The organism is Celeribacter arenosi (genome assembly GCF_039539485.1).
GTDB classification, from domain to species: domain Bacteria; phylum Pseudomonadota; class Alphaproteobacteria; order Rhodobacterales; family Rhodobacteraceae; genus Celeribacter; species Celeribacter arenosi.
On record NZ_BAABDF010000003.1, the window covers coordinates 1 to 19,421 of the forward strand.

The window sequence follows — 19,421 nt, forward strand, 5'->3', positions numbered from 1 at the left end:
GCGCCAAATCTCTTCGGCGCGCCCGCCCGATCAAAACCTCAAAAATTTCTTCCAGAACTTCCCGCTAAACTCTCCGTCTAACCTTCCGTTCCGCCCCAACCGCGTCGTTCGTCGCTGCCGGTGAAGGGGGTTCTAAGGTTAGTGATGCAGACCCGCAAGCGGTTTTTCTCGTTTTTATGACAGGCGATGCGATTTTTATCATAAGTCATTGAAAATGAATTAGAAATATCTCTGAGATTTTCGCTGATCACATCTTTTTCTGTCGAAAACGTTGCCTCTGCGCGGTCCGTGAAGAAAGAACTGGGCGTTATCCACAACTCTTCACGCAACATATTGTGGCAGTCGATCCAGAAACCGCAAACCACCTCTGAATCGGGACCGATTCAGAGGTGAATCACACCGACTCGCGGTTAGGCCGGACGCGAATCTTGGCTGCCGGTTTCTTGCGAGGAATCAGTCGCACGGCGAGGAGGGCCAAAATCACGCCCAGATACGCCACGGGTTCGATCTGAAATCCCTTGGCCTGCCAGAGGAAGTGCACCCCCCCCAAAACGATCGCTGCATAAAAGAGTTTGTGCAGGCTTCGCCAGCGCGGACCAAGTTTGCGGATCGACCAGTTGTTGGACGTGATCGCGAGCGGCACCAGTAATAGGAAGCCGGCCATTCCGATTGTGATGTAAGGGCGCTTGAGAATGTCACCGACGATCTGGCTCAAGATGCGGACATCCAAAAGGAGCCATACAAGAAGGTGCAGCGCGATATAGAAGAACCCGATCAGTCCCAGAGCGCGCCGGAACTTGATCGCGTTGATCTTGGCGAACCGGCGCAGCGGCGTAATGGCGAGAGTTGCGATCAGAACCTGTAGTCCCAACTCGCCAATACGGTGCTCCATCGCCTTGATCGGCTCAACGCCCAACTGTCCCGTCACGCCCGCGTAGAAGATCCACGCAGGCGCGATAAGTGCGATAATATAGAGAGGCCACGCAGGGATCGCCCGCAAGGCACCGTTAATCCGGTCGGTGATCATCAGTAATTTTCACTCAGATCCATGCCGGCGTAGAGATCACCGACGAGGCTTTCATAGCCATTGAATTTCAACGTCGCGATCCGGGAGGCAAAGATGCCGCCGCCGATGCGACGCTCGCTGGCCTGGGACCAACGCGGATGGCTCACCTCAGGGTTCACGTTGGAATAGAAACCATACTCACGGAAATTGGTGGCCTTCCATGTGTTGATCGGCTGCTCATCGGTCAGCGTTACCTTCACCACCGATTTGATGGATTTGAACCCGTACTTCCACGGCACGACCAGTCGCAGCGGTGCGCCGTTCTGGTTCGGCAGGTCTTTTCCGTATACACCCGTCGCCATAATGGTGAGCGGATGCATCGCCTCGTCCAACCGCAATCCCTCTACATAGGGCCAATCGAGCAGCGGCAGACGCTGCCCGCGCATCTCTTCGGGACGGAACAGAGTTTCAAACCGGACATATTTCGCAGAGGGCTGAACCCCCGCGAGGGAGAGGAGCTGGTTTAACTCGAAGCCGTTCCACGGGATGACCATAGACCAGGCTTCGACACACCGGAAACGGTAGATGCGTTCGTCGATATCGACCTTGGCCAGAATATCCGCGAGATCATAGGAGCCGGGGCGCTCCACCAAACCGTCGATCTCGACCGACCATGGGTCAGTGGTCAGAGCCTCGGCGTAGCGGGCAGGATCGCCCTTGTCTGTGCCAAACTCGTAAAAGTTATTGTAGGATGAAATCTCTTCAAAGGTGTTTGCCTCTTCGGTCGTGTCATAACCGTTCAGCGTGAAATCAGGCATATCCTGCGCACGCAGGGGCGATGCGCCCAACAACCCCGCACCGGCCAGACCGGCGATCACACTGCGCCGGTTCAAAAACACACTCTCCGGTGTAGCGTCGGAATATTTCAGGTCGGGCTTGAACGACATATGGCTCCCTTTCACTGGCGCTTTGAGTGAAAGCTAGCCTGTTAACTTGCGACCTCCAACAAAACTGATTTCACATAAGTGTTGGCTCATTGTAACTTGGCACGATGCGATCGAGCGGTATGGACGTGCCGTCTGCCTGCACGATCCGAACGTGGCTTCGACGCATCTGGCGCGGCTCCAACACGCCCACGGAATGCGCAATGGTTTCGAGTTCCTTGATCGACGCTTTGGCGTAGGCCGCGACCTTTTTGTATTTGTCCTCCACCACCAAACCCGCCTGCAATTTTGGGTCATGCGTGGTGATGCCGGTCGGGCAGGTGTTCTTGTTACACTTGAGCGCCTGAATGCAGCCCAGAGAGAACATGAAACCGCGCGCCGAACAGACGAAATCCGCACCGGCACAGATCGCCCATGCAACATCGCTGGGGTTAACGAGTTTGCCTGCGGCAATCAGCCGGACACGGTCGTGCAACCCATATTTATCGCGTAGGTCCGCGATCCGGATCAGCGCTTCCTTGATCGGCATTCCAACGAGATCGATCAGAGGCATCGGTGCTGCGCCTGTCCCGCCCTCACCACCATCGATGGTGATGAAGTCCGGCGCACTCTCGATGCCCCGCTCGATAATCAGCTCAAAGAACTCGGCCCAAGGGCGCGACGAACCCACGACGAGCTTGAACCCCGTTGGCTTACCCGTGATGTCCCGTATGTGATTGATGAAATCGAGAAGATCACCAAAGTCGTCAACCTCGCGGTGGCGGTTTGGTGAAATGCCATCTTCGCCCGGACGCAGCCCCCGTATCAGCGCAATCTCCGGCGTGATTTTCTCTGCCGGAAGGATACCGCCCTTACCGGGCTTGGCGCCTTGGCTAAGCTTAATCTCGAACATCTTCACCTGATCATGGGCGGCGATCGCACGAAGCTTGTCTTCGTCCAGATTTCCGTCCTCGTCGCGGATACCGTATTTTGCGGTCCCGATTTGGTAGACGAGGTCCGCCCCCCCTTCGAGGTGGAAAGGCGATAACCCGCCCTCGCCCGTGTTCAGCCAAATGTCAGCTTCCTTGGCACCTTTTGAAAGAGCCAGCACGGCCGGTTTGGAAATCGCACCATAGGACATGCCAGAAATATTGAAGATCGACTTCGCATTATAAGGAACGCGGCAATACTGCCCGATGACCAACGGCTCGGTGGATGCGAACTGGTCGTCCAGTGGAGGAAAGGCCGCATTCATGAAAATCGTGGTTCCGGGCGTCGACAGATTACGGGTCGACCCGAAGGCAACCGTGTTCCCCTTGCCGTTTGCCGCACGATAGATCCAATCCCGCTGGGCGCGGTTGAACGGCATTTCTTCGCGATCCATGGCAAAGAAATATTGGCGAAAGAACTCCCCGAGCATGGAGAACCAATTTCGGAAGTGACCGATGACCGGATAGTTGCGCAGGATCGCGTCGCGCGTTTGCGCCTTGTCGAGAAAGTAAAGAACGAACGCCCATGCGGCGACGATGCCGATGATCAATACAAACAGAAGCGCAAGAACTTGAAGCGCGCCCATCGCCCAATTCCAAATTTGCATGACTCGTCCTTTCGTAGGTCATAGCACCAATGCCGCACAGTGTTTCTATCCTATGCTTATCATTGCCACCATTACCTTGGAATGACCGACCCAACATTGGCGCCCACGAAACCTGTTTCGTGTGGGCGCCAATGTCGCGGCACTTCCGGGTCGCGAAATGACGCGATCAAGTCGTGATGCCCACGGAACGCCCATTATAGGTGAAATCCGTGACCATCCGCGACAGGAACGCGGCAATATCCGCACGGGCAATCCGCAGCTTTAGCCGCTTTGCATCCGTTGCGACGTTTTCGATATATTGACCCGTCGCAGGACCGTCCGCAAATGCGCTCGGTCGAACGATGGTCCAGTCGAGACCTGACGCCCAGACCAGTTGCTCCTGCAGTTCATGATCCTGAAACACGCGTTTGAGGATCAGCCCGAACATGACCCGTTTCCAATAAAAGTTCAAAAGCACGTGGCTTTCGTGCGCGCCGAGCGTGGATTGGACGATGAGCCGCTTCACCCCGTGGCGATGCATGGCGCGAATGACATTCAACGTCCCGCGCGAGCGAATTTTGCTGGTCAGGCTTTTCCCTGACCCGAGCGTGACCACAACCGCGTCATGCCCTGCGACAGCCTCTTCCACGGTTTTCGCGTCAAATGCGTCGCCGGCAAACAGGCTCAGGCTTTCATGACCGCTCTCCACCCGTTGGGGGCGGCGCGCAAACGCTGTGACTGTGTGTCCGTCTTCCAACAATTGCCGGGTTGCGATCTCTCCGATTTGGCCGGTGGCCCCTATGACGATGACTTTCATTACGTGTCCTTTCTTCAAAACGCCATCACTTGACGCCATGTCAAGTTGACGGGATCGAAATAGGCGATATGTTTACATCATGTCAAGTGAAAATGCCCCAACCCGAATCCGCATCCTGAAATCAACCGTCGCCCTGCTAGAATCGGGCGAGGGATCAAAAGTGCGCATGTCCGATATCGCCAAGGCCGCAAAGGTCAGCCGCCAAGCCGTCTACCTGCACTTCCCAAATCGCGCAGAACTCCTCACCGCTGCGGCCCGCTACCTCGACGAGGTAAATGACATCGAGGCAAAACTCCTCGCCAGCCGGAACGCGGCCACGGGGCTTGAACGGCTGGATGCGTGGGTCGCGGCGTGGGGCAACTACATTCCGAAAATCTACGGCATGGGAAAAGCGCTCATGGCGATGATGGACACCGATGAAGAAGCACGCAGCGCATGGGAAGACCGCATGGCCGCGGTTCATCACGGATGCGCCGCCGCAGTAAGAGATCTGTCGCGTGACGGTGACCTGACGCAGAGCCTGAGCGAAGATGAGGCCACAGACCTGTTATTCTCGCTCGTTTCCGTGCGCACGTGGGAACAATGCTGCATCGAATTCGGCTGGCCGCAGGCGCGGTTCATCGAAGTAATGCAGCAGAGCGCCCGCAAAGCATTGACGTGACTTCCTAGTGATTTGCCGTCTAACCTGTGACTGTCAAATCGGGAGGACACCATGTTTAAAACTCTTGCCGCCGCGGCGGCCCTATCGCTCGCTGCGTTTTCGGCGGCCGCCGAAGGCGTCACCCACTACCTCGCCATCCACGTCGATCAGGCGGATGCACAGGTGATGAATATGGCGCTAAATAACGCCGCCAACGTGAAAAGCTATTATGAGAGCATTGGCGACACCGCGATCATCGAAGTCGTGGCATACGGTCCGGGACTAACCATGTTTGTGGAAGGCAAAAGCCCCGTCGCGGATCGCATTGCCACAATGGCTCTGGAGGATGAAAACATCTCTTTCGCGGCCTGCGGAAACACCCACCGCGCCATGAGCGCCAAAGCCGGCGCAGATGTAGCGCTCGTATCAGAAGCCACTATCGTGCCATCCGGCGTCGTGCGCCTTATGGAGTTGCAGGAGCAGGGCTACAGCTACGTGCGCCCCTAATCCTTTACGGGAATCAAAAAAGGCGGCCCAACGGCCGCCTTTTTCATGTCTTTTGCTACCGCATCAGTGAACGGTTGCGTCATCCGGTTTCGGCCGACTGGAGGCGCCTTTACGCTCTCCGATCAGCAAACCATCCGACCCCACACTCACAGGGATGGTGTCACCATCCATGATGTCCCCTGCGAGCAACAGCTCGGCCAACGGATCCTGCAGCGCCCGCTGGATCACGCGTTTTAGCGGGCGGGCACCAAACACCGGATCATAGCCTTCGTCCGCCAACCACTTCTTCGCATCCTCGTTGATCGTGAGGGTGATGTTGCGCTTGCCAAGACGTTTGGCCAACAGCCCGAGCTGGATGTCCACAATGCCGGTCATGTCACCACGACCCAGACGGTCAAAGATGATCGTCTCATCCAGACGGTTCAGGAATTCCGGACGGAAGTGAGCCCGCACGGCATCCATGACATCGCGTTTGGCCTGACCGCTTTCGGCACCATCGGGCAACTGGCTCAGAGCCTGCGCACCGAGGTTGGACGTCAGGATAATCAGCGTCTGCTTGAAGTCGACTGTGCGGCCCTGACCATCGGTCAACACACCATCGTCGAGCACCTGCAAAAGCACGTTGAAGACATCAGGGTGCGCCTTTTCAACCTCGTCGAACAGAACAACCTGATACGGACGCCGACGCACAGCCTCGGTCAACACACCGCCCTCGTCATACCCGACATAGCCCGGAGGCGCGCCGATCAGACGGGAAACCGCGTGTTTCTCCATGAACTCCGACATGTCGATACGCACCATCGCACTGTCGTCATCAAAGAGGAACTCGGCAACCGCCTTGGTCAGTTCGGTTTTACCCACGCCGGTTGGCCCGAGGAACAGGAACGAGCCCAGTGGCCGGTTCTCGTCGTTCAGACCCGCCCGCGCACGGCGAACCGCATTGGCTACGGCGCGTACCGCAGGCTCCTGTCCGATGACCCGTTTGTGCAGGTCGTCTTCCATACGAAGCAGCTTGTCGCGCTCACCTTCGAGCATTTTGGACGTCGGAATACCGGTCCAACGCTCGACAACCTCGGCGATTTGTTCGGGACGCACCGCCTCTTCGACCAGCAGATCACCTTCGGCCTCATCAGCCTCGGCAAGCTGTTTCTCTAGCTGCGGGATCACGCCATAGGACAACTCACCCGCCTTGGCCAGATTGCCCTCACGCTTGGCGATTTCCAGATCGGCCCGCGCACGGTCGAGCTTTTCTTTCAACTCCCGCGCCCCTTCGAGTTTGGATCGCTCTGCTTCCCACTTCGCCGTCAAACTGTCGGACTTCTCTTGAAGACCCGCCAACTCTTCTTCGAGTTTGATCAAACGATCCTTAGAAGCAGCGTCATCTTCTTTCTTCAGAGCCTCACCTTCGATTTGAAGCTGGAGGATCTGACGATCAAGCTGATCGAGCTCTTCGGGCTTGGAGTCGACTTCCATACGCAGACGCGACGCGGCCTCGTCCATCAGGTCGATGGCCTTGTCCGGCAAAAACCGGTCAGTGATATAGCGGTGCGACAGGGTCGCCGCCGCCACCAGTGCGGAGTCAGAAATCCGCACCCCATGGTGCAACTCGTATTTCTCTTTGATACCGCGCAGGATCGAAATCGTATCCTCGACCGTTGGCTCTTCAACCATGACTGGCTGGAAACGACGGGCAAGAGCTGCGTCTTTCTCCACATACTTGCGATACTCGTCGAGCGTGGTTGCACCAATACAGTGCAACTCCCCACGGGCGAGCGCCGGTTTGATGAGGTTAGCCGCGTCCATCGCGCCATCGGATTTGCCGGCCCCGACGAGTGTGTGCATCTCGTCAATAAAGAGAATGATTTCGCCGGCAGCCGCCTCGATTTCTTTCAAAATCGATTTGAGCCGTTCCTCGAACTCACCACGGTATTTCGCACCCGCAATGAGCGCGCCCATATCGAGCGCGAGGAGCTTTTTGTTACGCAGGGATTCGGGCACATCGCCATTGATAATGCGCAGCGCGAGACCTTCGGCGATCGCGGTTTTACCCACGCCCGGCTCCCCGATCAGAACGGGGTTATTCTTGGTGCGGCGCGACAATACCTGCATCGATCGGCGAATTTCTTCGTCGCGCCCGATGATCGGATCGATTTTGCCCTGTTCGGCCGCCTCCGTAAGATCGCGCGCATATTTGCTCAGCGCCTCATACCCATCCTCTGCGGATGCCGTATCCGCAGTGCGCCCTTTGCGAATGTCATTGATCGCAGCGTTGAGTTTTTGCGCACTCAACCCACCCGCCTCCAACGACGCCTTCGCCTCGGATCGCGTGACAGCCAAAGCGGTCAACAAACGCTCGACCGGGACAAAACTATCACCGGCCTTCTTCGCAATTTTCTGCGCTTCGTCGAGCACGCGTGCAGTGGACTGATCAAGATAGGTCTGACCCGCATCCCCCGTCACACGTGGAATCTTCGCAACCGCCGCGTCATTTGTGGCCGCGACGAGTTTGGCGTCCCCGCCTGCGCGGGAAATCAGGTTCGTGGCGAACCCTTCTTCGTCATCCAGAAGTGCCTTCAAAAGATGTTCGGGTTTCAACGCCTGATGGCTCTCCCGCATCGCGATCGTTTGCGCAGCCTGAAGGAACCCGCGCGACCGTTCGGTGAACTTCTCCATGTCCATACCGATCTCCTTTCAAAATAAAGCGTCCCGCTTTCGAACTGCCCGCTTCGCGGCACAGTCACAGGTCGGAACCTTGATCCAAAGATGGGATTGCGCGGCCCCCTTCGCAAGGGGGACTGAATGGCAGAATGAAACCTTTTACCCGCGGCCTGCGTTAGTCAAATACATGGCAGGAGGTACATTCATGTACAAATACGGCGCTGAAGTTTCTGGTCTGACCTACAATCCTTCGACACGACGGTTCGAAGCCTTGGTCATTTTTCATGAAGCGGAAGATCGTGCGAGCTACCCAGTTGCGCTCGCGCTTCCCATCGACACCGATTTTGGAAAAGTATCCCGACTGATGATCCGCGCGGCCCAACAGCTGCGCAGCGACGACCGCGGCGCGACAGTGTCCCGACTGGTCGAAATGGCAAGCCAGACAAATGCACTAACTGGCTCGGGCCATTCCCTTCACTGACCCTACACACCCTTGACCGTTGCAGGTCAAAAGCGCATGGAGGGGCCACCTCAAAAAGGAGCCCCGATATGCAAGCTGATGACCGCCTGATTGTCGCCATGGACGTGCCAAACGTCATTATGGGACTGAGCCTCGCAGAGAAGATCGGCGATGCGGTTTCATTCTATAAAATCGGGCTTGGCATGTTGACCGGAGGCGGGCTCGCGCTCGCCAATGAGCTCAAACAAGAGCACGGGAAACGCATTTTTCTGGACATGAAGTTTTTCGACATTGGCGCCACGGTTGAGGCGGCGGTGCGTGGCATCGCGCAATTCGACATGGATTTCCTGACGGTCCATGGCGACCCCTATGTCGTCAAAGCGGCCAAAGAGGGCGCGTCGGGGTCCGACATGAAAATTCTCGCCGTCACCATCCTCACGTCGCTGGACCGTGACGACCTCAATGGTGCTCTTATCAAACCGGGGATCATTCCTGATCTTGTGTTGGAGCGGGCTGCAAACGCATTCAATGCGGGGGCTGACGGCATCATCTCCTCACCACAAGAAGCCGCGCTCATCCGCGCGCTCCCCGAAGCCGAAGGCAAATTGATCGTCACCCCAGGCGTGCGTCCTACTGGTGCTGCACTGGGCGATCAAAAACGCGTGGCGACACCTGCGCAGGCGATCCGCGACGGCGTCGATCACATCGTCGTCGGGCGTCCCGTCTGGCAACACGCCGACCCACGCGAAGCAGCCGTCCGCATTCAGCACGAAATCGCGAATGCCTCGGCTCGGGCCAACTAAGTCAAACTAAAGGTAACCGGAAAGGCGCCCACGAGGCGGCGCCTTTCCATCACTCGCACAACAACTCGTTACACAAAACTACGGGTTATTCAGAGGGTGCCGCATCCGTCGCAGCGGGCGCATCGCCAGTGACCGAAACGCTGGCCCCATTATCAGGAGCATCGTTGGTGATGGTGACAGAAGCGGGGGATTGAGATGTCTCGCGCGGCTCAGTTTCGCCACCGGCCATCAGATAAACGACCACGCCAAGCGCGACGACAATTGCGCCGAGGGTGAAGTAGATGCCTCCATTGCGTGAATGAGCGGCCTCTACGCGATAGCTTTCTTGCTGTGTCATGTTCTTTCCTTTCGCAAATTCATGCGGTTCAAGAACTCAACACCGGCTCGCGCAATCGGTTCCCTAAATGTGCGCTAGGAAAGCGAAAAAAGATATCGCGACATGCGCTGCCTGAGGGGCGCGACGACATCAGGGCGCGCGATAAAGTCAGTGACGCGCATCCAACACCACCCCTGCCCTTCATCGCCAAATACGATTTGTTCGTCGCGCAACTCTTCCCACGTCGCGACAAAGAAATGCACGCGCGCGTCGGGGCTCGTGTGCCCGTCTTCCTCACGATGATAGATGACCCGCTGCGCCGATATCCGCAGCCCGAGTTCTTCGTGCAACTCACGCGCGACCGTTTCGAATGGAGTCTCATGACCTTCGCGCCCCCCACCCGGCAAATCCCATTCGCCGGGAAAGGGTATGGTGGGGATATCATCGCGCTGCAGCGTCAAAACATCGTCACCACGCAAAATCGCGATCTTCGCGCCGTCAAACTCAGACATCGTCGTTGATATCAGTGTCCCAGACTTTCACCTGACCTTTGCGCAAACCGAACACACGGCGCAGCGCGTACCACGACACGAGCGACACGACCGCAAAGATAAGAACCAGAATGGCCACGTCCGCGCCGAGCAACCCCAGAGCCAGAATGATCGCAACAACCGTCGCGCCCACACCAAACCCCAGCAGGATGAAACCAGGCGCGAGCACTTCCAAAATGAAAAACGCGATGGCGGCCACGGCCCAAATCCACCAGATAAAAAAGATCCCGCTTCCCATTACCCTTTGCCTCCGAAGAATTTGAACGCATTGCCAAAGGCCTCCAGAGCGGAAGCAGGTACAACCACGGTCTGTTTGCCCTCCCCGTTACCCAGCGCTGTGAGCGCTTCGACCTGTTTCAACGCGACCTGATATTGCGCGGCCTCGATCCCGTGCTCGGTAATGGCCTCCGCAACAATGGCGGTTGCGTAGGCTTCGGCCTCCGCCTGAATACGGCGCGCTTTCGCTTTCTGTTCGGCAGAGTAGAGCTCTGCATCTGCGGCCAGCTCGACGGACCGCTTTTCGCCTTCCGCTTCCATAACCGTCGCACGGCGGGCACGTTCGGCATTGAGCTGTTGGAGCATCGCGGCACGGGTCGCTTCATCCAGATTGACGTCCAAAATCTCAGCGCGCGTTACCTCAATTCCCCAATTGTCCACCGCATCCTCAACGGACGCCTTGATGGTCATGATCAGAGCCGAGCGGTTCGATTGCACCTCGTCCAGTTCCATCTTGCCGATCTCGGAGCGCACAATCCCCGCCACCGTCGTCGCAATCGCGGCATCCACATCGCGGATCCGGTAGACCGTCTTTTCCGGCTCGGTAATGCGGTAGAACACCGAGGTTTCCACTTTTACCAACACGTTGTCGGATGTAATCGCATCCTGCATCGCATTGGGCAGTTGGCGTTCAAGAATGGAAATCTTATGGGCCACAACGTCAATGAGCGGCACAATCAGGTTGATCCCCGGCCCCAAAACCGACCGCAACCGGCCAAATCGTTCAACAACATACTTTTCCGACTGCGGGACAATCCGCACGCCTTTGAGCACCAACAATATGACAAACAATGCTATCGCGATCATCACGATGCTTCCGCCGGTCACAAAGGGCGGCAAACCCATTTCTTCTAGCATGTTCCTGCCCATATCTTGCTTCAAATTACCGCCGACCATAGCTGATCGACCGGAACGGGTATAGACTAACGACAGACCATGGAGACCCGATGCCCGCCCTTTGTCGCGACTGCCTGACCGAATTCGAAAGCGCGCCGAGATGCCCGTCTTGCGGGCGCCCGCGGATCATTGCGCATGACGAACTCAACACGCTTTCCATCGCGCACATGGACTGCGACGCCTTCTACGCCTCGGTCGAAAAACGCGACAATCCGGACCTGCGCGACAAACCTGTCATTATAGGGGGTGGAAAACGCGGTGTGGTCTCGACCGCCTGTTACATCGCGCGGATCAAAGGCGTGCGTTCGGCGATGCCGATGTTCAAGGCACTGCAACTTTGCCCAGAGGCCGTCATCGTCAAACCACGGATGGATGCCTACGTCGCCGCCTCACGCGAAATCCGTGATCTGATGAACGAACTCACCCCCGTCGTGGAGCCGCTCTCTCTCGACGAGGCCTTTATGGATCTCACCGGCACCGCGCGCCTGCACGGGCATCCACCGGCCTACATGCTGGCGCGGCTGATTAAACGCATGCGCGAGGAGTTGCACCTCACCGGGTCGATCGGCTTGTCGCACAATAAATTCCTCGCCAAAATTGCCTCTGACATGGACAAGCCGCGCGGGTTTACGGTGATTGGCGCGGCCGAGACAGAGGAGTTTCTCGCAGAGAAACCGGTCAAACTCATTTGGGGTGTCGGGCAGGCAACACAGGCCTCTCTAGATCGCGCGGGCATTCGCACCTTTGCCGATCTGCGGCGCTGGGAGATGAAGGATCTTCATGACCGCTTCGGCTCCATGGGGGATCGTTTGTGGCACCTGTCGCGGGGGCAGGACAAACGGCGCATTTCCGCGCGCCAGCCCGTCAAATCCATCTCTAACGAAACCACGTTTTTCGAGGACACCGGCCACATCGAAACGCTCGACGGTCACCTTTGGCGGTTAGCCCAACAGGTGTCGGACCGCGCGAAAGCACGCGACAAAGCCGGCCTGGTTGTGACGCTAAAATTGAAACGCTCCGATTTTCGCAGCCTGTCGCGTCGCGTGACCCTGTCAGAACCCACGAATGTTGCCGATCGTATCTACCGCACCTCGCGTGGCCTTTTGGATCAGGCGATCACGCAGGGACCGTTCCGATTGATCGGCGTCGGTATCTCGAACCTCACAGAAGCAAAAGAGGTCGGCATCTCCGCAGACCTGCTCGACCCTGACGCCGAAAAACGCGCCCGCGCGGAGGCCGCAACGGATTCAATTCGGGCCAGATTTGGCAAGGATTCGATCCTGAAAGGGCGCGCCTTGCGCTAGGCCCTACTCCGCAGCCAGGGCCCGCTTTTGTTGACCGATGTCTGCGATCTCCATCGCAGCGGCAGATATCGCCTCCGCGACCGCATTGAAATGGACTGAACGCTCTAGTGTCACTTCGTTCATGTAGAGCGCCCGATCTATTTCGACCTGAACGGCATGCTGCCCGTCCATGGGGCGGCCATAATGCTGGGCGATATAGGCACCGGCAAACGGGGTGTTGCGCGCGACCTCAAACCCTTGGCGGCGAAACGCGACCTCGATCTGCGTGACATATTCATTGGCCGCTGATGCGCCATAGCGATCACCGACCACAATTTCGGGACGACGCCCCGATTTGGTGCGCACATTGGCGACCGCTTCGCGTGGCATGGAATGACAGTCCACCAGAATCGCCTCGCCAAACCGCACGCGTGTTTGGCCGAGCAACGCGTCGAGACGGGCGTGATAGGGGCGCCAAACTGCCTCGATTCGCGACTGCGCCTCCTGACGCGAAATCTTGCCGCGATAAATCGCCCGCCCGCCGGAAACCACACGCGGAATAACCCCGAGGCCGGATGCCACGCGCGGATTGAGAACCCCCCGCGGCGCTCCTTCAATAAGCGCGGGATCAAATTCGTCTTGCCGCCGGTTCAGATCGACCCATGCCCGCGGAAACACGGCACTTAGAAGATGTGCGCCGAACTGGGGAACCGCATCGAACAGCGCATCCACATGCGCATCTTCGGACGATCGCAGCACAGTTGCACTCAGCACGGATCGGCGAACGAACATGTCCGGGTAGCGCGCACCGCTGTGGGGCGAGGAAAAGACGACGGGTGACGTCCAGTCCACAGGCGTGCTAAGCGTAAACGGAGCGTTATCCATAAGACGATCCTTTCAAGTCTCGACTATAGCTATCGAATTTAGCGCCCAAAAGCCCTTGAACAATGATGCGACTCCTTTTATACGCACGCGAACTGACGCGGGAATGCCCCGCGTCTTGTTCTTTGCTAGGCTACGCCAAATGAAGATCAAGACGTGACTTTTCCGGGACGGATGGGTGTATAGCTCAGTGGTAGAGCACTTCGTTGACATCGAAGGGGTCACAAGTTCGAACCTTGTTACGCCCACCATTCGTTACCGTCAGATTGGTTTTAACAGGCGCACGCAGGCGCCGCGAAAAGGAGACAGACTATGAAAGTTCGTAATTCGCTCCGCTCGCTGAAAAACCGGCACCGCGACTGCCGCGTCGTGCGCCGTAAAGGCCGCGTGTACGTGATCAACAAGACGCAGCGCCGCTTCAAAGCCCGTCAGGGCTAAGTTTCAGCAGCACTATCGATCTAAAGAGCCGCCCTTCGGGGCGGTTTTCTTTTGCGCTCAGGGCTGGCGTCGCCCGCTAAGCCACAGGTGAACCGCAAATCCGCCCCCAAAAGCCGCGGCAGCGAACCCGACCAGTCCAGAAAACCCGAACATATCCACAAGTACCAGCAAGAGCGGCGTGCCGATCAGGTTGCCGGTATTGCCCGCCTGCGCCAATGCGCCATTGGCGAGCGCCTGGTTCTCTGCAGTCGCGTTCAGAGCCGGAATTGCGGCGAAGCTACCCGCCTGAACCAACCCCATTGCCGACAGCATGACGATCGAAACGACGGTGATGTCGCGCACGACCAGCAGTGCCAATGCGGCAACGACCGCGCTTGCGAAACCGACCATCAGGACGGTCACCGGCGGCAAAAATCGCAACATCGAAATCCCGACTGTCAGCGACATGAGCAAAGCCGCCAAAGGCATGATCCCTGACACAAATGTACGCCGGTCTTCGGGTAGAAAGTCCGGCAGGACGGTGACCAGCGCCACAAAACTCGTGGCGTAAAACAACCACCCGAAGGCGGATGCCGAAATGTAGGGGGATTGATAGGCCGTGCGGTGGCGCGCGATGACATCGGCGATGCGCAATTGCGGACGGTCCCCGCGTGCGGAAATCCGTGGCAGGACAAACCATAGCGAAATCCCGCAACCAAGCAGCCCGAGTCCGTGCACCCACAAAAGCGCGGGAAAGCCCACAGTTTCGATCAATGGCACGCCCAACCACGCAAATCCGGCGTAAGCGACCGCGAAAACCGTGCTCCAAACCGTCATCGCCGTATTGCGCCATTCCAACGGCGCGATTTGCCCGATCATCGTCGGGGCAGCCACGACAATCACGAGATGCGACGCCCCTTCGATTGCCCGCAGCGCCAACATTACCGGAAATACCGGCATGACTGTTTGGGCGACAGACAGGACCCCGCCGAGGATTGCCGCCCAAACCAACAATCGCTTGTACCCGAAACGGGGCAATATCACGCCGGCAAAAAGCCCGAAGACCACACCAATAATGCTAACTGCGGATATCAGAAATCCGAGCGATGCACCCTGATCGGGGTAAAACGCACGTAGGGCCGGAAACCCCGCGGACACCTTGGCAAACTGGCCCGCGGCCAAGACGCCGGTGATCCACAACAAACTGATGGTAAAGAGAACGCGCGTTTTATCTGACATGCCCGACCTTTCGCAGACGGTGCGCGCACATCAAGCTGAAAAAGCGAACACCCCTTAGTCGAGGCCCAAAACCTCACGCGCCATTGCGGAGTCTGCGACGCGCCCGACGGTCACACCAATGAAGCGGCTTTCAGGATGGGTCGTCACAAAGGCCTGAATAAATCCGCCCGCATCGCGGGGCGCTACGAGATACCCGCCACCGGGTTTGTCGGCGAAATACACCGTGTCCGCACTTTGCGCGAAAACGCCCCCGTCCAACGATAGATCGCCGGTTGCAGCCACAAAGTCACTCTGATCGGTGCCAAGCGCCATGACTTCACATGTCTGCCCGCTGTTGTGGGCAACCACCAGAATGTTGGGGCTGTCGGTGCGAAAGAGCGCCGCATCCTTCCCGTTCAAAAGCTGCGCCTCCATCTGCGCCGACGCCCGTGTCAGGCCAAAGCCCAGAGCGGTATCGCCATGCAGCGGCGTCACACAATAGGATTGAACGGCATCGACAACCGGTTCAGCCAACGCAGATAGCGGGGTGATAGTGGCGAAAGCCATCGCAGCAAAAGTCCGGATCATCGTTCCCTCCCGATCAGATGCGCAAGTGCTATCAAACCTGACGGGGCAAAGACAATCAAACCGCTGCGAGGTCAGACTTTTCGATACAGCTCGTCTTCCATTTCGGAGGTGTCGATACCAAGGCTTTCCAGGCCGCTTTCAAGATAGTCGGCAAGGAGCGGCATGCCGAGCAAATAGGACTCGGTCGGCGATGTGGCCTCCTGACGCGCGGTCGTAAATGCCTCTTCGTAGGTTTCGAATGTTTCGCGACCCAACCATGCGATCGCCACAAGAGCGGTTTTCTCTTCTTCGTTCAATCCACGGATAAAGCTGCGCAACTCCCGTTCTGTACCATCCGACGGGCGGCTTTCGAGAATAGTGTCGGCATCTGCATCATCGCTCGAACGGTCCCACCGTCCGACCTTTACCCCGAGCTCGCGTGCCCGAAGGATCACAAAGCCAACTTTGTCTGGGCTGATGTCCATTTCAGAAACCTCCAACTGTTCGCATAACAACTGTGCATTGGGACTGCGCCGGTAGGAATGACCTAGGTCAAAATCCCGAATCTTCCAGCAGCGTCAGTTTTCGCGTCGAAGTGGAACGACCGGGACGGGGGTCTCTACGGCGTCCGGTGCAAGTTCTTCAAAGTCGAAATTATCGAGCCGATGCGCACGTTTGCCCGCTTTCTCGGCGGAAATTTTGATGTCTTCAATATCTTTCGCGGCCTGCCCGAAATGGCGATCAAGATTTCCGACACGCGTCGACAGACGGTCCACATCCCCGCTCAGCAGCGACAGTTCACGCCGGATCGCGCCTGCCTGCTCGCGCATCCGTGCGTCTTTTAGAATCGCGCGCATCGTGTTGAGCGTCGCCATGCAGGTTGTGGGCGATACGATCCAGACGCGTTTATCGAACCCTTCGCGCACCAGTTCGGGGAAATTGGAGTGCAGTTCCGCGTAGACCGCCTCGGATGGCAGGAACATCAGCGCCCCGTCGGCTGTTTCGCCTTCGATGATGTATTTCTCTGAAATGTCGGATATGTGCTTTTTGACCGAGGTCCGCATTTGGCGCGCCGCCTCGTTCATCTCCCACTGCGTGTCCGCACGGCGCAGCGCCTCATAAGCCTCCAGCGGGAATTTGCTATCAATCGCAATCGGCCCCGGCGGATTGGGCAGTTTTACCAGACAGTCCACGCGCTTCCCGTTCGAAAGCGTGACCTGCAAATCGTAGCTGTCTTTGGGCAGAGCTTTTCCGACGATATCGGTGAGCTGGATTTCCCCGAACGCGCCCCGTGTCTGTTTGTTCGACAGGATATCCTGAAGCGACAGGACATTCCCCGACAGCTTTTCGATATTCGCCTGCGCCTTATCGATGGTCTGAAGACGCTGCTGCAAATCACCGAGCGATTGGGCCGTGCGCCGCGCCGACCCCTGAAGGTTTTCGGACATTGAATCCGTCACCGCCGCGAGCCGTTTTTCCATGAGTTGCAGCATATGCGTCTGGGCGGCGACCTGTGCCTCTGAGACGTGGTTAAGACCCCCAGCGAGTTGATGCTGCCCGTCCGAGAGTTGCTGCACCCGCTGTCCCAGCTGCCCCAGATGACCGGAAATCGGTTCAATCATTTTCGATGCTGCGCCCGCGCGGCGCACCGTAATCAGCAGGAGCAGAAGCACGAGCAGAAACCCGACCGCAGCCGCCAGAATGGCGAGCGTGATCGGATCGCTCAAGTTCAATGCCATGTCACCGATCTGGATCATGTGCGCCCGAATAGCCTCTCGATGTCGGTCATTTTCAACTCAACGTATGTCGGGCGACCGTGGTTGCATTGACCCGAATGCGGCGTGGCTTCCATCTCGCGCAACAGCGCGTTCATCTCTTCCGCGCGCATCCGCCGTCCTGTGCGCACCGACCCGTGGCAAGCAACGCGGCTTAGAACCGCTTCGACTTTCGCCTGAACGCTCTGAGAGCTTCCCAGATCCGACAACTCATCGAGAATGTCCAAAACCATCGCCTTGGCATCGACCCGTCCGAGCAGCGCAGGCGTTTCGCGAACGGCGATTGCCGTGCCGCCAAAGGGTTCAATGCCCAGACCCAGTGTCGCCAGGTCATCTGCGATCTCCAAAAGTGCGGCGCAATCCTGCGCGCTCATATCGACGACTTCGGGGATCAACAACGCCTGACTGGCCACGCCATTCTGCGCCATTTGGGCCTTTAGCTTTTCATAGACCAGACGTTCGTGGGCCGCATGCGCATCCACAATCACCAGACCCGTCGCAGTCTGTGCAAGGATGTAGTTCTCATGCAGCTGCGCACGCGCCGCGCCGAGCGGAAGTGCCTCGTCGTGGGGCTCGGGGTCCGGTTCAACCCGCGCGGACGGGGCGGACATTTCGGCAAACCCGGGGGTTTCTATGGGGTCGCGCGGCGCTTGCCATTCGTAGCTCGACTGCACCGTACGTGGTCCCGGGCGGTCCATTTGATAGACCCGTGCTTCCTGCCCTTCGGGGCGCAAAGCGCCAAGCGTTTGCTGGGACACGGTCGACGACGACCGATGCCCCGCGCCCGCCAAAGCATGGCGCAGACCCGACACGACCAACCCGCGCGCCACACCGGGGGCACGAAACCGGACCTCCGATTTTGCCGGATGCACGTTCACATCCACCAGATGCGGATCACAGTCGATAAAGAGACACACCGCCGGATAGCGATCCCGACTGAGGAAATCGAAATAGGCGGCACGCAACGCTCCAATCAGAAGTTTGTCACGCACCGGACGCCCGTTCACAAAGAAGAACTGCGCCACCGCCGCGCCGCGCGAATAGGTCGGCAAAGCCGCGAACCCCGTGAGGCGCAGCCCTTCGCGTTCGGCATCAATTGCCAAGGCATTCTCGGTGAAATCTTTGCCCAACACGGCCGTCAAGCGCCCGTGCAGCGCGGAAAACAGATCGCCATTTTCGGGCGCAACGCGGAAGGTCACACGACCCTCGCCGCCATCGGACACGTCGCGCAATGTGAACCCGACCAACGGCTCGGCCATGGCCAACCGTTTGACCACATCCGTAATCGACTGCACTTCGGCGCGGTCGGTGCGCAGGAATTTCAAACGTGCCGGCGTGGCATAAAACAGGTCGCGCAGTTCAACGACCGTTCCGCCGTTGAGAGCCGCAGGTTTGACCCCGCTCTGGCGTCCACCCGAAACGGCGATGCTCGCCCCCTCCGCCCCTTCGACGCGCGAGGTGATCGTCAACCGACCGACAGCCCCGAGGGACGGCAAAGCTTCGCCGCGAAACCCGAAACTGCGAATATCCAACAGATCCGTCCCGTCGATTTTCGACGTTGCATGACGCGACAACGCCAGAGGCAAGTCATCGCTCGACATCCCGCAGCCATCATCGCGCACGCGGATCAGGGTTTTGCCACCATCGGCATAGTCGATCTCGATCCGGCGCGCGCCGGCGTCAATTGCGTTCTCGACCAGCTCTTTAACGGCCGAGGCCGGACGTTCGACAACTTCGCCTGCTGCAATCCGGTTGATCGCAGTTTCGTCGAGTTGACGGATCACAGGACGGGCATCTTGGCCTATTTGGGGGTCAGGGGAGTGCATAACACTATAACTAGCACGCACCC

General features: G+C 58.0%; 22 protein-coding genes and 1 tRNA gene. 7 read left to right on the forward strand and 16 right to left on the reverse strand.

The features are described from left to right. Window positions 1–77: 77 nt before the first annotated feature. The 5 genes from ABD815_RS02185 to ABD815_RS02205 all read right to left on the reverse strand — a co-directional run bounded on the left by ABD815_RS02185 (window position 78) and on the right by ABD815_RS02205 (window position 4,322). Window positions 78–332 (reverse strand): hypothetical protein, encoded by a 255-nt coding sequence (locus ABD815_RS02185; RefSeq protein ID WP_344842864.1) that lies wholly within the window; start codon window positions 330–332, stop codon window positions 78–80. 62 nt (window positions 333–394) lie between these two features. Further along, window positions 395–1,027 carry a protein-methionine-sulfoxide reductase heme-binding subunit MsrQ gene (gene msrQ / locus ABD815_RS02190; RefSeq protein WP_344842866.1) on the reverse strand — a complete coding sequence of 211 codons (633 nt, stop codon included), beginning with the start codon at window positions 1,025–1,027 and terminating at the stop codon, window positions 395–397. Next, window positions 1,027–1,953: a protein-methionine-sulfoxide reductase catalytic subunit MsrP gene (gene msrP / locus ABD815_RS02195; protein WP_344842868.1), complete on the reverse strand. Its 927-nt coding sequence runs from the start codon at window positions 1,951–1,953 to the stop codon at window positions 1,027–1,029. The genes msrQ and msrP overlap by 1 nt, the downstream gene beginning before the upstream one ends. 70 nt (window positions 1,954–2,023) lie before the next feature. Next, window positions 2,024–3,526, reverse strand: coding sequence for an FMN-binding glutamate synthase family protein (locus tag ABD815_RS02200; protein WP_344842870.1), 1,503 nt, complete (start codon window positions 3,524–3,526; stop codon window positions 2,024–2,026). A 166-nt stretch (window positions 3,527–3,692) separates the two neighbouring features. Continuing rightward, window positions 3,693–4,322: an NAD(P)-dependent oxidoreductase gene (locus ABD815_RS02205; protein ID WP_344842873.1), complete on the reverse strand. Its 630-nt coding sequence runs from the start codon at window positions 4,320–4,322 to the stop codon at window positions 3,693–3,695. Between the two features lie 79 nt (window positions 4,323–4,401). Here ABD815_RS02205 and ABD815_RS02210 point away from each other — a divergent pair, with 79 nt between their 5' ends. Beyond that, a complete protein-coding gene (locus ABD815_RS02210; protein WP_344842876.1) occupies window positions 4,402–4,983 on the forward strand; it encodes a TetR/AcrR family transcriptional regulator in 582 nt (193 codons plus the stop codon). 51 nt (window positions 4,984–5,034) lie between these two features. Continuing rightward, the gene (locus tag ABD815_RS02215; protein ID WP_344842879.1) at window positions 5,035–5,469 is read left to right on the forward strand and encodes a DsrE family protein; all 435 of its coding nucleotides are present in this window, start codon (window positions 5,035–5,037) and stop codon (window positions 5,467–5,469) included. Window positions 5,470–5,532: 63 nt separating this feature from the next. Here the strand turns inward: ABD815_RS02215 and clpB are convergent, their stop codons facing one another. Further along, window positions 5,533–8,148, reverse strand: a complete 2,616-nt coding sequence (gene clpB / locus ABD815_RS02220; RefSeq protein WP_344842881.1) for an ATP-dependent chaperone ClpB — start codon at window positions 8,146–8,148, stop codon at window positions 5,533–5,535. 184 nt (window positions 8,149–8,332) lie between these two features. Between clpB and ABD815_RS02225 the strand changes: the two genes are divergently transcribed. Together ABD815_RS02225 and pyrF are read left to right on the forward strand one after the other, a co-directional pair. After that, window positions 8,333–8,608, forward strand: a complete 276-nt coding sequence (locus ABD815_RS02225) for a hypothetical protein (protein WP_344842883.1) — start codon at window positions 8,333–8,335, stop codon at window positions 8,606–8,608. Window positions 8,609–8,676: 68 nt separating this feature from the next. Beyond that, window positions 8,677–9,390, forward strand: coding sequence for an orotidine-5'-phosphate decarboxylase (gene pyrF / locus ABD815_RS02230; protein ID WP_344842885.1), 714 nt, complete (start codon window positions 8,677–8,679; stop codon window positions 9,388–9,390). Window positions 9,391–9,475: 85 nt separating this feature from the next. Here the strand turns inward: pyrF and ABD815_RS02235 are convergent, their stop codons facing one another. The 4 genes from ABD815_RS02235 to ABD815_RS02250 form a co-directional block, all read right to left on the reverse strand. Beyond that, window positions 9,476–9,727 (reverse strand): flagellar basal body-associated FliL family protein, encoded by a 252-nt coding sequence (locus tag ABD815_RS02235; protein WP_344842888.1) that lies wholly within the window; start codon window positions 9,725–9,727, stop codon window positions 9,476–9,478. Window positions 9,728–9,801: 74 nt separating this feature from the next. After that, the gene (locus ABD815_RS02240) at window positions 9,802–10,218 is read right to left on the reverse strand and encodes an NUDIX hydrolase (RefSeq protein ID WP_344842891.1); all 417 of its coding nucleotides are present in this window, start codon (window positions 10,216–10,218) and stop codon (window positions 9,802–9,804) included. Then, window positions 10,211–10,495, reverse strand: coding sequence for an NfeD family protein (locus ABD815_RS02245; RefSeq protein ID WP_344842893.1), 285 nt, complete (start codon window positions 10,493–10,495; stop codon window positions 10,211–10,213). The genes ABD815_RS02240 and ABD815_RS02245 overlap by 8 nt, the downstream gene beginning before the upstream one ends. Then, window positions 10,495–11,391 carry an SPFH domain-containing protein gene (locus ABD815_RS02250; protein ID WP_344842895.1) on the reverse strand — a complete coding sequence of 299 codons (897 nt, stop codon included), beginning with the start codon at window positions 11,389–11,391 and terminating at the stop codon, window positions 10,495–10,497. Before ABD815_RS02250 ends, ABD815_RS02245 begins: the two co-directional genes overlap by 1 nt. An 89-nt stretch (window positions 11,392–11,480) precedes the next feature. Between ABD815_RS02250 and ABD815_RS02255 the strand changes: the two genes are divergently transcribed. Next, window positions 11,481–12,734 (forward strand): DNA polymerase IV, encoded by a 1,254-nt coding sequence (locus tag ABD815_RS02255; RefSeq protein ID WP_344842897.1) that lies wholly within the window; start codon window positions 11,481–11,483, stop codon window positions 12,732–12,734. A gap of 3 nt (window positions 12,735–12,737) precedes the next feature. Here the strand turns inward: ABD815_RS02255 and ABD815_RS02260 are convergent, their stop codons facing one another. Continuing rightward, entirely contained in the window at window positions 12,738–13,598 is an 861-nt protein-coding gene (locus ABD815_RS02260; protein ID WP_344842900.1) for an N-formylglutamate amidohydrolase, read from the reverse strand. Window positions 13,599–13,771: 173 nt separating this feature from the next. On the opposite strand from ABD815_RS02260, the gene ABD815_RS02265 reads away from it, so the two are divergent. After that, window positions 13,772–13,846 (forward strand) — tRNA-Val (locus ABD815_RS02265). A gap of 61 nt (window positions 13,847–13,907) precedes the next feature. Next, on the forward strand, window positions 13,908–14,033 hold the full coding sequence (gene ykgO / locus ABD815_RS02270) for a type B 50S ribosomal protein L36 (RefSeq protein WP_005850168.1): 126 nt from the start codon (window positions 13,908–13,910) through the stop codon (window positions 14,031–14,033). A 57-nt stretch (window positions 14,034–14,090) separates the two neighbouring features. Here the strand turns inward: ykgO and ABD815_RS02275 are convergent, their stop codons facing one another. From ABD815_RS02275 to mutL, 5 genes are all read right to left on the reverse strand, one after another. Next, window positions 14,091–15,251 carry an MFS transporter gene (locus tag ABD815_RS02275; protein WP_344842903.1) on the reverse strand — a complete coding sequence of 387 codons (1,161 nt, stop codon included), beginning with the start codon at window positions 15,249–15,251 and terminating at the stop codon, window positions 14,091–14,093. 54 nt (window positions 15,252–15,305) lie between these two features. Continuing rightward, the gene (locus ABD815_RS02280; protein ID WP_344842906.1) at window positions 15,306–15,818 is read right to left on the reverse strand and encodes a hypothetical protein; all 513 of its coding nucleotides are present in this window, start codon (window positions 15,816–15,818) and stop codon (window positions 15,306–15,308) included. A gap of 71 nt (window positions 15,819–15,889) precedes the next feature. Continuing rightward, a complete protein-coding gene (locus ABD815_RS02285) occupies window positions 15,890–16,282 on the reverse strand; it encodes a DUF3775 domain-containing protein (RefSeq protein ID WP_344842908.1) in 393 nt (130 codons plus the stop codon). A 93-nt stretch (window positions 16,283–16,375) separates the two neighbouring features. Then, window positions 16,376–17,554 carry a DNA recombination protein RmuC gene (locus ABD815_RS02290; protein WP_344842911.1) on the reverse strand — a complete coding sequence of 393 codons (1,179 nt, stop codon included), beginning with the start codon at window positions 17,552–17,554 and terminating at the stop codon, window positions 16,376–16,378. Further along, on the reverse strand, window positions 17,551–19,398 hold the full coding sequence (mutL, locus tag ABD815_RS02295) for a DNA mismatch repair endonuclease MutL (protein WP_344842913.1): 1,848 nt from the start codon (window positions 19,396–19,398) through the stop codon (window positions 17,551–17,553). Before mutL ends, ABD815_RS02290 begins: the two co-directional genes overlap by 4 nt. Window positions 19,399–19,421 lie beyond the last annotated feature (23 nt).

Excerpts from the sequence above, each read along its gene's own strand:
- ABD815_RS02185 (WP_344842864.1), bottom strand. The coding sequence starts at position 332 with ATGTTGCGTGAAGAGTTGTGGATAACGCCCAGTTCTTTCTTCACGGAC.
- msrQ (WP_344842866.1), bottom strand. The coding sequence starts at position 1,027 with ATGATCACCGACCGGATTAACGGTGCCTTGCGGGCGATCCCTGCGTGG.
- msrP (WP_344842868.1), bottom strand. The coding sequence starts at position 1,953 with ATGTCGTTCAAGCCCGACCTGAAATATTCCGACGCTACACCGGAGAGT.
- ABD815_RS02200 (WP_344842870.1), bottom strand. The coding sequence starts at position 3,526 with ATGCAAATTTGGAATTGGGCGATGGGCGCGCTTCAAGTTCTTGCGCTT.
- ABD815_RS02205 (WP_344842873.1), bottom strand. The coding sequence starts at position 4,322 with ATGAAAGTCATCGTCATAGGGGCCACCGGCCAAATCGGAGAGATCGCA.
- ABD815_RS02210 (WP_344842876.1), top strand. The coding sequence starts at position 4,402 with ATGTCAAGTGAAAATGCCCCAACCCGAATCCGCATCCTGAAATCAACC.
- ABD815_RS02215 (WP_344842879.1), top strand. The coding sequence starts at position 5,035 with ATGTTTAAAACTCTTGCCGCCGCGGCGGCCCTATCGCTCGCTGCGTTT.
- clpB (WP_344842881.1), bottom strand. The coding sequence starts at position 8,148 with ATGGACATGGAGAAGTTCACCGAACGGTCGCGCGGGTTCCTTCAGGCT.
- ABD815_RS02225 (WP_344842883.1), top strand. The coding sequence starts at position 8,333 with ATGTACAAATACGGCGCTGAAGTTTCTGGTCTGACCTACAATCCTTCG.
- pyrF (WP_344842885.1), top strand. The coding sequence starts at position 8,677 with ATGCAAGCTGATGACCGCCTGATTGTCGCCATGGACGTGCCAAACGTC.
- ABD815_RS02235 (WP_344842888.1), bottom strand. The coding sequence starts at position 9,727 with ATGACACAGCAAGAAAGCTATCGCGTAGAGGCCGCTCATTCACGCAAT.
- ABD815_RS02240 (WP_344842891.1), bottom strand. The coding sequence starts at position 10,218 with ATGTCTGAGTTTGACGGCGCGAAGATCGCGATTTTGCGTGGTGACGAT.
- ABD815_RS02245 (WP_344842893.1), bottom strand. The coding sequence starts at position 10,495 with ATGGGAAGCGGGATCTTTTTTATCTGGTGGATTTGGGCCGTGGCCGCC.
- ABD815_RS02250 (WP_344842895.1), bottom strand. The coding sequence starts at position 11,391 with ATGCTAGAAGAAATGGGTTTGCCGCCCTTTGTGACCGGCGGAAGCATC.
- ABD815_RS02255 (WP_344842897.1), top strand. The coding sequence starts at position 11,481 with ATGCCCGCCCTTTGTCGCGACTGCCTGACCGAATTCGAAAGCGCGCCG.
- ABD815_RS02260 (WP_344842900.1), bottom strand. The coding sequence starts at position 13,598 with ATGGATAACGCTCCGTTTACGCTTAGCACGCCTGTGGACTGGACGTCA.
- ykgO (WP_005850168.1), top strand. The coding sequence starts at position 13,908 with ATGAAAGTTCGTAATTCGCTCCGCTCGCTGAAAAACCGGCACCGCGAC.
- ABD815_RS02275 (WP_344842903.1), bottom strand. The coding sequence starts at position 15,251 with ATGTCAGATAAAACGCGCGTTCTCTTTACCATCAGTTTGTTGTGGATC.
- ABD815_RS02280 (WP_344842906.1), bottom strand. The coding sequence starts at position 15,818 with ATGATCCGGACTTTTGCTGCGATGGCTTTCGCCACTATCACCCCGCTA.
- ABD815_RS02285 (WP_344842908.1), bottom strand. The coding sequence starts at position 16,282 with ATGGACATCAGCCCAGACAAAGTTGGCTTTGTGATCCTTCGGGCACGC.
- ABD815_RS02290 (WP_344842911.1), bottom strand. The coding sequence starts at position 17,554 with ATGATCCAGATCGGTGACATGGCATTGAACTTGAGCGATCCGATCACG.
- mutL (WP_344842913.1), bottom strand. The coding sequence starts at position 19,398 with ATGCACTCCCCTGACCCCCAAATAGGCCAAGATGCCCGTCCTGTGATC.